Annotated in this window: 10 protein-coding genes; 7 read left to right on the top strand and 3 right to left on the bottom strand. The window is 65.8% G+C overall.

Features of this window, described 5'->3' with window-relative positions:
- Positions 1–536 (bottom strand): hypothetical protein (locus AAGI46_11050; GenBank protein ID MEM1012741.1); only part of this gene is annotated, 536 nt, incomplete at its 3' end.
- A 67-nt stretch (positions 537–603) separates the two neighbouring features.
- On the opposite strand from AAGI46_11050, the gene pgsA reads away from it, so the two are divergent.
- The 3 genes from pgsA (at position 604) to AAGI46_11065 (ending at position 4,094) form a co-directional block, all read left to right on the top strand.
- On the top strand, positions 604–1,245 hold the full coding sequence (gene pgsA / locus AAGI46_11055; GenBank protein MEM1012742.1) for a CDP-diacylglycerol--glycerol-3-phosphate 3-phosphatidyltransferase: 642 nt from the start codon (positions 604–606) through the stop codon (positions 1,243–1,245).
- A gap of 76 nt (positions 1,246–1,321) precedes the next feature.
- On the top strand, positions 1,322–2,206 hold the full coding sequence (locus AAGI46_11060; protein MEM1012743.1) for a TrkA C-terminal domain-containing protein: 885 nt from the start codon (positions 1,322–1,324) through the stop codon (positions 2,204–2,206).
- A 133-nt stretch (positions 2,207–2,339) separates the two neighbouring features.
- On the top strand, positions 2,340–4,094 hold the full coding sequence (locus tag AAGI46_11065; protein ID MEM1012744.1) for a glycosyltransferase: 1,755 nt from the start codon (positions 2,340–2,342) through the stop codon (positions 4,092–4,094).
- 144 nt (positions 4,095–4,238) lie between these two features.
- On the opposite strand, the gene AAGI46_11070 is transcribed toward AAGI46_11065, so the two are convergent.
- Complete coding sequence (locus AAGI46_11070; protein ID MEM1012745.1) at positions 4,239–5,183, bottom strand: DNA-directed RNA polymerase subunit alpha C-terminal domain-containing protein; 945 nt, start codon at positions 5,181–5,183, stop codon at positions 4,239–4,241.
- Positions 5,184–5,363: 180 nt separating this feature from the next.
- On the opposite strand from AAGI46_11070, the gene AAGI46_11075 reads away from it, so the two are divergent.
- Together AAGI46_11075 and AAGI46_11080 are read left to right on the top strand one after the other, a co-directional pair.
- A complete protein-coding gene (locus AAGI46_11075) occupies positions 5,364–6,488 on the top strand; it encodes an FAD-dependent monooxygenase (GenBank protein ID MEM1012746.1) in 1,125 nt (374 codons plus the stop codon).
- Positions 6,489–6,492: 4 nt separating this feature from the next.
- Positions 6,493–7,053, top strand: a complete 561-nt coding sequence (locus tag AAGI46_11080) for a PH domain-containing protein (protein MEM1012747.1) — start codon at positions 6,493–6,495, stop codon at positions 7,051–7,053.
- A gap of 173 nt (positions 7,054–7,226) precedes the next feature.
- On the opposite strand, the gene AAGI46_11085 is transcribed toward AAGI46_11080, so the two are convergent.
- Complete coding sequence (locus AAGI46_11085; protein MEM1012748.1) at positions 7,227–8,555, bottom strand: glycoside hydrolase family 27 protein; 1,329 nt, start codon at positions 8,553–8,555, stop codon at positions 7,227–7,229.
- Positions 8,556–8,772: 217 nt separating this feature from the next.
- On the opposite strand from AAGI46_11085, the gene AAGI46_11090 reads away from it, so the two are divergent.
- Entirely contained in the window at positions 8,773–11,769 is a 2,997-nt protein-coding gene (locus AAGI46_11090; GenBank protein ID MEM1012749.1) for a beta-galactosidase, read from the top strand.
- A 206-nt stretch (positions 11,770–11,975) separates the two neighbouring features.
- The coding region (locus AAGI46_11095) for a GntR family transcriptional regulator (protein MEM1012750.1) at positions 11,976–12,377 on the top strand (402 nt) is incomplete at its 3' end.

The following is a 12,377-nucleotide window of genomic DNA, read 5'->3' on the forward strand; positions in this document are numbered from 1 at the left end:
AGACGCAACCACTGCGGCGGCACGTCGCTCGTCAGAAGATCACCCACGATCTCCGCCGGTGCGTTCGTCGTGGTGTCGATGTCCTGGACGAATGCGACGTCGGGCCGACGGACGGTTCGGGCGGTGACGGTGACGAGCCGGCCGAACGAGCCACGCGAGCCGACCATGAGCTTGACCAGGTCGTACCCCGCGACGTTTTTTACGGGCAGACCGCCAGCGCTGACGAGCCTGCCGTCGCCGCCTGTGAACTGGACGCCGGTGAGTCGGTCGCGCCACCCGCCGAAGCTGGTCCGGAGGACGCCAGTCGAGTCGACGTCGATCAGCTCGCCCAGCGTCGCATCGCTGTCGCCGTCCAGCGGCAACCACTGTGGCACGGGCGATAGCTCGGCAAGCTGGTTGTTGAGTTCGCCCAGCGTCACGTCGGCCGAGGCCTCGACGCTCATGTCGCGAGCGTGCGGCTGGACGTGGCCGGGCTCGACGACGGGCGTTCGTTGCGGCCGAGGTTGGTCGATCGTCTGCGGGTTCACGTGCGCCACGCATTGTCTGGCTCCAATGCGACGTGGCAAGGCGAGCCGCTGCTTTCACGAGCGTTACACTCCGGACGTGCTGCAACTCGACGCCTCCACCAAGCGGCGGCTGCCGAACATCATTACGGTGGGGCGGCTGGTGCTGGCGGCGATGTTCTTCGGGATGCTCCGCTTTCACGAGCACGGCACGACGGCGGCGGCGTGGTGGCTTTTTGCTGCCGGCTGGGTCTACGGACTGGCCGCCGCGACGGACTGGATCGACGGCTACCTCGCCCGCAAGTGGGACGCCAGCACCACCTTCGGCCGGATCGTCGACCCGTTCTGCGACAAGATTCTCGTGCTCGGCACGTTCGTCTTCTACGCCAGCGAGGTCTTCGTGACCGACACCGGCGAGAACCTCACCGGCGTCGGGCCGGTCGTCGTGATTCTGCTGCTCAGCCGCGAACTGCTCGTAACGACACTCCGCAGCCTCAGCGAATCCGGAGGCGAGGCGATGGGTGCCAAGACCGCCGGCAAAGCCAAGATGATCTTCCAATCGACGGCCATTCCGGTCGTTCTCGTCTACGTCGTCACCCGCGGCTGGCTCGACCGCGGCGACGGGCTTGAGATCGCCATGCGCGTCCTCCGCGAGATCGCCGTCTGGGGCACGGTGGTCGTGACGCTGTGGAGCGCGTGGGCGTACTTGCCGAAGCCGGAAAGCTTGAAGCGGGAAGCTTGAAGCCTGAAAGGCCAGATAGCGTGTTCCTCCGCTTTTCAAGCTTCAAGCTTTTACCTTCAAGCTTTCTGTTCGACCGATGACCGCCATCGCCACGCTTCTCGTCGTCTTGACGATCAGTCTGCTGACGGTGCGGGTGGCGACGGTGATGCTCGTCTTAACCGGACTGAGTCTGCCGCTGGCCAGGTTCCAGGCACGGAGCGCGTTCACTGGCTGTGGCTTCACGACCGGCGAGAGTGAACAGATCGTCGGACACCCGGTGCGTCGGCGGATCATCAGCACGCTCATGCTGCTCGGCAATGCCGGCATCGTCACGACCGTCGGCACGCTCATCGCCGGGCTGCTCGGCACGCAATCCACCGTGCCGCTCTGGGCACGGCTCACGTTCCTCTTCGTCGGCGTCGTCTGCCTTTGGGGCGTCGCCAGCAGCAAGCTGGTCGAGCGTGTCATCAACCGATGGACGTTCAAGCTCCTCAAGCGGTACACCAGCCTTGAAGTCCGCGACTATTCGAGCCTGATGCACCTCTCGGGCGACTACGGCATCGGCGAACTGACCATCCGCGAGGGAGACTGGCTGGCCGACCGGGCGCTGCGCGACACGAAGTTGACCACCGAGGGCGTCCTGGTACTCGGCATCGATCGAAAGGACGGCAGCTACGTCGGAGCCCCGACCGCCAGCAGCGAATCCCGTGCGGGTGACACGCTGATCGTCTATGGCAGCAGCGAGCGCCTGACCGAACTCGACCACCGCCGCCGCGACGCCAGCGGCCAACGGAAGCACGTCGAAGCTGTCGCCGACCAGAAAGCACGCCAAGCCGGCGAATCCGAACGCGCCGCACGTGACCAACACGAACGCGACGACGCCCACGCCAAGCGTCGCCAAGCCGAAGAAGAACGCGACGCCATCCGCAAAAGCGCCGACGAGATCGAGCAGCACGACGAAGAGGCAATGACCAAGTCGTGAGTTGGTCTTCTCTTCAAACGTGAAGCCGCAGGCAGAGCGCAGCGTCGCCTCGGGCTCTGCGCACGGATCGCACGATCCACCCAACGCCCCCGTTCATGCGACGGCGCACCGCTCGCCGATGTTGACCAACAGCATGAGCACGTCCGCCCAATCCCCGTCGTCGTCCGCCGAGTCGGCTCCGTCGCTTGTCGAGATCGTCGAGCAGGTCAACCGCGGCGGCGACGTCCCGGTCGAGTCGCTGTCGGTCTACCAGCAGTCCGACAATGCGGCCGAGCGATTCCTCGCCCATCACGCCGGGGCGACGCTGGGCCTACGCCAGTGCCACACGCACCTTCGCGACGCGCTCGAGTCGATCGGCTTCAGCGATCGTCGCGTGCTGGAGCAGTTCGTCGGACTCAGCGCGTTTATCGGACGAGAGCAGGACGCCGCTGCGCCGACGGTGGCGTTCGGACGCAGCGCCATCAGCCGGGGTGAAGTCGCCCTGGGCATCGAAGCCGCTGCCGCCGCTGCTGCACAAGATCTCGGAAGAGGCGGCATCTGGGCGAGCGCTCGGGAGAACCTTGTCGAGCTGGCCGAGCTGTTCGGCGACGCAGCGATCGCGGAGCCCTGGACCGGCGGGGGCGAGTGGAGCAACGACCGCCCGCACGTCGGCTATTTGACCAGCGCTCTGGGCGACGACGAACCCGCCGCCCGCGCCGCCGCCGCGTTCGCCGCGCATGCCGACCCGAAGCAGATCAAGCTAAGCGCGTACGCGACCGAGGCGTACGTCCGTCGCGAGGGCCAGCACTGGGCCGGCTTCGGTGACGCCACGCCTGCCAGCCGTCGTCCCGCCGCCAGCCATAACGCCAACGCCTGGATCAACTTCGGCCGTGGGGCTGTCCCGTCGGCCAAGCGTGGCAGCCAGGTGCTGTCGCGACTTCGCGACGCCGGCTCCGGCACGTGGATCGCCCCGACTGACGGCGACGTCCTCTCGGCCGCGCGTGCTCTGGCCGACCGGATCGTCGCGGACCAGACCGACGTCCTCATCGTCGATGCCGACGCCGTCGACCCGATCGCGGCACTCGTCGTCGCATGGCGTGCGGCCGGCAAGGTGCTCTGGATCGCCCGTCGTGCACCGCTCTACGCGACCGGCGTCGATGCCGTCTGCTACCTCGACTCGGCCGCCGCGACCAACGACGCAGACTTCTGGGGCGAGCGCGACATCCCGACGCAGACGCTGCTCGAAGGCGTCGACCTCAAAGCCACCCACGGCCAGCCGCCGGCGCGTCGGCAGTACGGCATTCCGGATCAGGCCGTCATCTGCGCCACCGCCGCGACGGACGTCAACCAGGCCATCGGCCCGGCGATGCGGCAGTCGATCATCGAGTTGCTTCGCCGTCAGACCCAGGCCGTCTACCTCGTCGTTGGCGGCGGCGACACGACGTCGCTGCGTCGCACGTTCGAGTCGGCAGGCGTCGGACGACGCGTCGGCTATGCGGGCCCGCGACGCGACCTTGCCGGCTTCCTCGCGATGGCAGACATCTACCTCGTGCCGTTCCAGGCGGGCGTGCCGGCGGCGTCGGAGATCCTGACGGCCATGGGCGCCGGCCTGCCGTTGGTCGCCCACGCCGACGCCGACGCAGCCGACATCACCGGCTCCGACGCCATCGCCGACGACAACGAGGCTTGGCTCGACCAGACGGCCAAGCTCGTCCGCGAGCGCAACGCCCGTCGCGATCTCGGTGCCAAGATGCTGCGTCGCGTCGAAAAGCAGTACAGCTTCGAGACGACGGCCAAAGCCATCTCGAAGCAAGCTCTTGGCCTCGTGACGAACTCTGGTGAGAGCGAGTCGATCAAGATCGACGAGTCGACGACGACCAGCAAGAAGCCCGCCCGCGCCGCGGCGTGAGGTCGAGGCAACCCACTCGGTCATCCTGAGCGAGCGCAGCGAGTCGAAGGACCTCGCCTGAACTCGCGAAAGCTGCCGCGTCCACTGCGAGGTCCCTCGGCTACGCTTAGCTCCGCTCGGGATGACGGAGCTTTCCTGCAGGAGTCAGCCTTCCTTGCGGAGGCCGATGCCGAAGCTGGCGAGGATTTGGCGAATTTCGTTGAGGCTGGTCTGGCCGAAGTTCTTGCAGGCCAGCAGCTCGTCTTCGCTCTTGGCGGCAAGCTCACCAACGGTCTGAATGTTGAGCCGCTGGAGGGCCTTGCGGCTGCGGACCGAGAAGTCGAGGTCGGAGATCGGCCGTTCGAGCAGCTCGCCAGGCATCTCGCCGTCGAGGCCGTCGGTCGTGCCCGACGGCGCTGCACCTTCGACGAAGTACCCCGCGGCAGAGCCCGTCGGCTCCATCGACGCCGCGCCGCCTTCTTCGAGCAGCTGCCCCAGACGCAGGCCCTTGCTGGCAAGGAGCGCCTTGATCTCGGCCAGGCTCGTCTCGCCGAAGTTCTTGAAGCCCATGAGGTCCTGCTCGCGGATGCGGAGCAGGTCGCCGATGGTCTCGATGTTCATCTTCTTGAGCGCGTTGCGGGCACGCACGCTCAGCTCGAAGTCGAACACCGGCATGTCGAGCACGGCGTCACGCTGCTGGCGGGCACGCTCTTCCTCTTCGGCACTGCGATCGTGGGCAGCGTCGACGTCGCCGAGGAACCGGCGGGCACGCTTGTGGTTGGGATCGGTCTGCAGCACGGCCTCCAGGCACCGCCGCGCCTCCTCGTACATGTTGTTGTCTTCGTAGAGGATGGCCAGATTGACCAGGGCACTCAGCGGGACCGGGCTGCCGCCGCAGATGCGCTCGTAGAGCTCGATGGCCTGGGTGTCGTTGCCGTGCTGGTCGTACAGGCGTGCGAGGCGGAAGCAGGCCTCGTCGTGGTCGGGGTCCTCGCCGAGCGCGTGGTCGTAGTGCTCGATGGCCCGGTCGAGGTCGCCGGCGTCTTCGGCTTCGCGGCCTCGGGTGAAGTACTCGCTGGCGGCTCGTTCGTTGATGGTCTCGACGCTCATGGTGCTGTGTGCTCGTTCGGATGGCCGTCGAAAGTCGCGGCCGGCCGGCACTCTTCGCAGGCAAAGCGCGACAATCAATGGTTTTGGACCCGACGGATTAACATCTTTTTGCCGACTTTCAACGGGCGGTGCCGCAGCGGAACGCCACAGTGGCGATTCGTCGCGGACTAACGTCGACCCATGCCGCGGGCCCTCGTCATCGGTGCCGGACCTGCGGGCGTCGTCGCGGCAGCCGTGCTGGCTCGGGGCGGTTTTGAGGTCGAGGTCGTCGAAGCCAAGGCCTTCCCTCGCGACAAGGTTTGCGGCGAGTGTCTCAGCAGCCTCGGCCAGCAGACCCTCCGCGATGCCGGATTCGGGATGACCCTGGACGAGCTTCGGCCGACGACGCTAACCCATGCGACATTCGTCGATCGTCGCGGCCGATCGGCGACGTTGCGTCTGCCGCACGATGTCGCCGGCGTGACGCGAAAGGCGATGGACGGAGCCTTCGTCGACGCGTTGCCGGCCGAGGTCGTTCGCCACCAACCGGCCCGCGTTCTCAAGCTCGATGGCACGACGGCCCGCCTGACCACCGGCACGATCGAGGCCGACGTCGTCTTCCTCGCCGACGGCAAGGGCACGCTCGCGGGCGGGACGGCGACTCCGCCCAAGCCGACCGGCGACCTCGGGCTCAAGGCCCATTTCACCGGCGTTGCGCTCGACCCGGCGTCGATCGCGCTGTTCGCCCTCGACGGCCACTACGTCGGCGCCGCGGCCGTGTCGGACGGAGACCGAGTCGTCTGGAACCTGGCGATGAACGTACCCGCGGCCAAGCTTCAGCGAGGCGAGTCGCACGACGAGCTGTTCGAACGGCTTTGCAGGAAAAACCCGGCTTTGACCAAGGCCGTCGTCGACGCGACGAGGATCGGCGACTGGCTCGCCTCGCCGCTGCCCCGATTTGCGCCATACCGATCGAAGACCTGGCCGCCCGGCGTCGTGCCGATCGGCAACGCGGCGGCCGCGCTCGAACCGATCGGCGGCGAAGGCATGGGCCTGGCGATCGCGTCCGCCTACGCCGCGGCCGATCTTGTCGCACGCGAGGGTTGGGACCAGGCAACGCTCCGTCAGCTCGACACGCAATACGGCAAGCTCTGGCGAACCCGTCGCGTGGCCTGTCGACTGACGGCGATGGCGATGTCGCGCGGCTGGAGCAGCAGGACCATCGTCTCGGCTGCACGCGTGCTGCCGGCGGCCTCGCGTCTCGGCCTGCGTCTGACCGGCAAGGCCGATGCTCGTTCGCCTGCTGCCCGGCCGGCGTTATCGTGAGGGCATGGACGAAGCCCCGCACCCGACCGATCAGATCACCGGCCAAGGGCCTCACGCCCCGGCCGAGGATGATCAGGAGATCGTCTACTACGAGGGCAGCCCGCTGCTCCGCGGTGAGCTCGGCCTGCTGATGGTCTGGCTGACCGTCGGCCTGGTCGTCGCGGCGCTTCCCGTGCTGATGCAGGTCTTCGGCGAGGCCGGCCCGCCGTGGTGGTTGTGGGTCCTCATTCCCGTCGGCATCGGCCTGTTCTTCTTCCCGTCGCTCTGGGTGAAGCGCAATCGCTTCAAAATCACCAATTACCGCATCGACTTCGAGCACGGGCTGATCACGACGAACATCGACACGCTCGAACTTTGGCACGTCAACGACGTCCGCATGCGGCAAGGCCCGCTCGACAAGATCTTTGGCGTCGGCTCCATCCACATCACCAGCGATGACCGCTCCACGCCGGAACTGGAGCTTCGCAGCGTCAGCAACCCGCGGCCGCTCTTCGAAAACCTCAAGCAACGCGTCATCGCCGTGAAGCGTCAGCGTGGCGTGATCAAGATGGACGTGGGAGGGTGAGGCGGGAACGAACAAGGAGAACGACTGGCTGGCGAAGAGACGGCCACGGTCGAAAGGCGGATGCTTCTCTCCCTTGAATGCGCACTGTCGATCGACACGCAGTGCAGCTGACGTTACCGAAAGCCCGCGTCAGACGGGGCCTGTCCGTGACCGTGGGCTCGAGGTGGTGGTCGTCACACTCCGGGATCTGGTTGAGCGTGCGTCGCTGCCTCGTAGCGAACAAACGCGACGTCATCGGCAGGCAGCGTGATCTGAGCGCGGTTCTTCCAAGTGGACGTCTCGCCACTCCAGACGTCTTCGACGTCCACCGACACGTGAGACACGTCCAGTGAGAGGAGCGCGACATCGATCGACAGCTTGTCGTTTCTCCGGTTGAACAGGCCGAGCCAACCGGCGCTGGCGTTGTCTCGATCGGCGACGTGGAAGGCCATCCAGTTGCCGTGGAACTGGACCGACCGTGCCATGACGCCATTCGCCTGACAGGCGAGCAGCCGCGGGTTGGTGAGCAGCTCGAAATCCTCATCCGGCGTGTTGGGCAAGTGCCCACCCATGAACAGCGGTGACGCGGCCAGGGCACGCTGGGCCATGAACGTTCGCTTCTGTGCGGGCGTGAACTGTGACTGCCTGCGCGAGCCTTCGCCGTAGACCAGGGCCTCGGCACCGACGGGAAGGTCGCCGTGGTTCCAGACGCTCAGCTCGCCGAACGGAATCATGTCCAGATCGATCGCGAAGTCGTCTTGTTCCTGGCCTTGCCAGAGTTCCATCGCTTTGAACGACTTGGCGATGTCCTCTGGGCGATCCGAGACGTCCGAGGTGACCCGCAGCATGTCGGCCCGGCGGTACGTCGGCAGGTCGCTGGTGCGCAGTCGCCCGCCGGGAGAGAGGCTCAGTTCGATCGGCCGATCGATCTTCGCGATGGCGTCGGCGATGAGCTCAATCTCTCGCGGGTAGGGCACGAGGTCGTCGATCTTGAGGAAGTCGACGCCCCAGTCGGTGACGAGCTGGATGACCGAGTCGTAGTACGCAGCCGCGGCCGGATGATCAGGGCGAACGCCGTAGTTGTCGCTGCACCAGAAACACGTGGTATCACGGTCGGCCAGGTCAGACGCGGTGCAGTCGGTACCGAGGATCGTCGCCTCGCCGTCGGCCGCCTGCTTCGGGATGCCGCGCATCAGATGCAGCCCGAACCGGATGCCCAGGGCCCGGCACCGATCCACGATGGGCGCGAACCCACTGGGAAACATGTCCTTCGCGGGCCGGTATCGCGCGTGCTCGTCGACGACGTAGCTCTTGACCGGACTCCCGCCGATTGCAACCGGGAAGCGTCGGCCAGGGACGCGGTGGTACTGGCGGAACCAGCCCGCATCGAGCACGAAGGTGTCGTACCCGTGCGGCAGAAGTCGTTCGGCGAAGACGTCGAGGTTGTCCAAAAGCGCCTGCTCGTCGGCGACGACGCCGAACGAGTCGAAGCTGTTCCATCCGCGTGTGGGTGGTCGTCGCACTGGCCCAGCCTAAGGCTTTGAACTGATTGAACACAAGTGTCAATCAAGAGTGATTTGGGCACTGGTGGACGGAGATTCAATCCTGAAATCGACGTTTCAGCTGTTGCAAGACGCCTGACTGCCCGTTAATGTCTGGACTGTATCTGTCGCAATGAGCCCTTTGCGTCTGGCTTCGGTCGGGCTGCTCGCTCAGCCTGGTCCGTCGAAGGAGGATCCCATGAGCCGAATGTCTCTCGCAGCGCCGTGTCTTGCCGCCACCCTCGCACTTGGGTTGGCGACGCCTTGTCTCGCCGCTGGTCCTGTCGAGCGGTTCTCGTACTTCGACGACGCGCCGGCCGACGGGACCAAGCTGCGGGTCTTTCGCATTCCGCACGAAGCACGTCGTGGCGGAGCGACGCCTGATGGCCAGCACCTCTGGTTCAACGACGACTGGTCTGCCAAGCCGTGGTCCGGCTTCTCGATCAGCGACGGCCAGCCGATCACGATCACGCAGGACTGGTTCGACAAGGGCTTTGTCCGCTTCGCAGTCAACGCCACCATTAACCGCTACGGCGTTCCCCACGGCGAGCTGGAGTTCCAGGTGTTCCTCCAGCAAGGCGACAAAGAGATCAAGCGAGAGCATGTGAACGCCTCGCACATCGAGCAGGGCCGGGGTTACGACGAGAACCCGACGAGCTGGCAGGAGGTGTACATGCCCCTGAGCGCGTTCCGCTCGCTCTCAGTGGGCGACGAGGTGACCGGCATCATGATTCAAACCAGGCGTCAGGCGGAGCTGGCGTTTGGAATCGACGAGATTGAACTGGTCCGCTTCGACGAGCTGCCTCAGTGGTACGTCGAGCAGCAGAACCAGGACGTGCTCCAGCCGCACGTGACGTGGCCGGAACTAGCCGAGCTGCCGGCAGCGCAGCGTTTTGATCTCGATCCGCCCCGCGTGGTCGACGGGAAGTTTGTTCGCGGTGACGGCAGTCGGGTCTTCGTGCTCACGCCGTACATGAGCGAGGTGCAGCAGCACGACCTGTGGGGCAGCCTCGACCCCGCCGACGCGCCCGAATCGCACGGCCTGTTCGATCCGGACGCACACGGCTGGATTTACAACGAGGTCCTGAATCAGGAGAAGCTGCTTCGGCTCGGCTTCAACTCCGTCTCGTTCTGGATGCCGCCCAAGTTCTGGTACGAGAAGGTCAGCTACGACATCGCCGACGCGGAGGAGCTGACGTCGCAGAACCCTGGCGTTCCGCCGTTTGAGCAGACGCTCGAGCGCATCGGCCTGCCGATCCACATGGACCTGGTCTGCTGGCCCTGGACGCTGGGGCGACCGGCAACGCGTGAGATGCTCCCGCCGGAAGTGCTGACCCAGGGCGATCACCATTGGGTCTACTTCCGCATCATCGGCCCGGGCAAGACGCTTTGGCTCGACATGTGGGACCTCTATGCCGAGCGCTACGCGCAAGGCGGTGCGAACGTCCTGACGTACGAGTTGATGAACGAGCCTTCGTACATCCCTCAGACCGATGATCATCAGGCCGAGTTCGAAGCGTGGCTGCGGGACCGGTTTGCGAGTGTTCCAGCGATGAACGAGACCTGGGGAACGAGCTTCGCCACGTTCGAGGCGGCGGCCTTCTTCGACGATCAAGTCCGCACGCCAAAGCACCTCAATCGCCTCTTCGACTACGACGAGTATCTGCAGGAGCGATACGTCGACCTTGTCAAAGCCGGCGTCGAAGTCGTCAACGGCCACCTGCCCGACACGCTTGTCGGCGTGCAACCGCTCGGGGCCTGGACGCAGAGTCCGCGCGAAGCGGTCTGGACGCACAAGCTCATGCCCCATCTCTCGCTGGCGCAGACGCCCACCGGCGGTGGAAGTTGGACGAGCGGTCGCGGCAACTCAGAGCGTCCCGACACTGCACTGTCGGCCTCGATGGCATCGGCGCCGATGGAAAACGCGCTGCTCTTGGCCATCGCAGGCGAGCGGATGATCTTCGACAACGAGCACAGCCTCGAAGGTCAGCGACAGGAAGACACGTCGCAGCTCATGTGGCGGCAGGTGATCGCGGGGCTGGATGGGCTCAGCGTCTTCAACTGGGTTAAGCGCGGCTGGGCGTGGGACCAGGGCCGAGCGCACGTCGAGATGCTGGCGGAACGCTTCCCGTTCACAGCACTCAACCCTGCAGCGCGGCGGACCGAGGCGCTGCGGGGCGTGTCCGACTTTGCCGAGCAGATTCAGCCGATCGCGGGCGACATCTTGCCCAAGCCGTGGGGGCCTGATGCGAAGATCGCGTTCGTCTACTCCTGGGAAGATGCCCGGCGTCGCGTGTATGAGCCGGCACGACTCGACAAGCGTGCAGCCTACTTCGCGGCCTTGACCTACTCGCACTGGAACATGGCCGTTGTGCCGGCAGACCAGCTCCTGGCGGAGGGCGGGCTCGACGGGTTCGACGTCGCGGTGCTGCCGGGTGCGGCCAACGTCGAGGGCGACCTGCCGGCTGCCCTGGAGACCTTCGTCGCTAACGGCGGGACGCTCATCGTCGGCGAGGAGACCTTCGACAAGGACCTCTACGGCCGCACGATCAGCAACACGTCCGACGTCGTCGGCGCGACCATCGGCGACTACGCCGAGCAGGCGATCGGCCGCGTGTCGACAACCGTTGCCTTTGGCGTCGATGCGCTTCCCGGAGTGATCGAAGCTCGCCAGAAGGCCCGTGCGGTCGATGCGGGTCCCGGCGTCGCGGTGCTCGCCGCCGGTGACGACGGGCGGGCGATTCTGACCCGCAAGACCCACGGCGACGGCCACGTCTACTTCCAGGCCGGCGACCTCGTCGGTTACCCGTTGGCCAAGTTGCTCTGGATCGCGTTGGAGGACGCCGCGCGACAAGACGGTGGCGATGGTGTGCCGAGCAGCTGGCGTCTGGCTGAGATCACCGACGTCGTCTCAGGCGAGCTTGCGACCAACCTTCTGCTTTCACGTCGCAGCCACGCCGAGAAGGGCTACCACGCTCTGCTGATGATGAACATGGACGGCTTCGACAAGACGGTCAACGTTCGCCTGCCGTTGGACGGTGGCACGTGGTCGGTCGAACTGCCGGTGGAAGGCGCTGAGGGTGCTGCCTCAGCGTTGCCGGCGGAGATCTCAACGGACGACCTCGAGTCCATCGGCCTTGATCTGAAGGTGGACGACGGAGCGCCGATGGTGCTCATCCTGCGGCGACAATCCTGAACCCGCCCACGCCGACCGGTCTCAGGTTGACCACTTTGTCGCACGGCCTGGATCGGTTCCCACGGATGGATTGCCACATCCAGCCGGGATCACGCCTCCGGAGACGGCTTTTTCTTGAACACTGCGGATTGGTCGATCGCAGATTTTTATCAGATCATCGCCGATTGTCTTGACGGGTTCCGTCTCGCCGATTACATTCTGTCCAGATGTTCGGAACTGGTTCAAAACTTGATCAATCGACCGCCGTTGCGGATGCGTGGGAAGAGCGATTCCTCCACGTCATCGGCAAGGACGAGTATCCGTCACGCCGTGCCGTCGTCGTGCTGCGCGATCGCGTCCGGCGGTTTCTTGAGACGAGCGAGCCCAAGCAGGGCGAGCGCTTTCCGACGGACGAGGAGCTGGTCGCTGCCAGCGGGTTGAGTCGCTCGACGGTGCGTCGTGCCCTGGGCGATCTGCACGATGCTGGGTGGATCTGCCGACAGCCCGGCCGTGGCAGCTTTGTCGGGCCTCGCGTGACGGGCGCAGCCGCTCCCGAAACGGAGGCCGTCGTGGACACGTCGAATGCGAGTGATCGCGCCGTTGACGCACGCTTGGCCCGTGTCGCCGTC

This window comes from Planctomycetota bacterium (genome assembly GCA_038746835.1).
Lineage (GTDB): Bacteria > Planctomycetota > Phycisphaerae > Tepidisphaerales > Tepidisphaeraceae > JBCDKH01.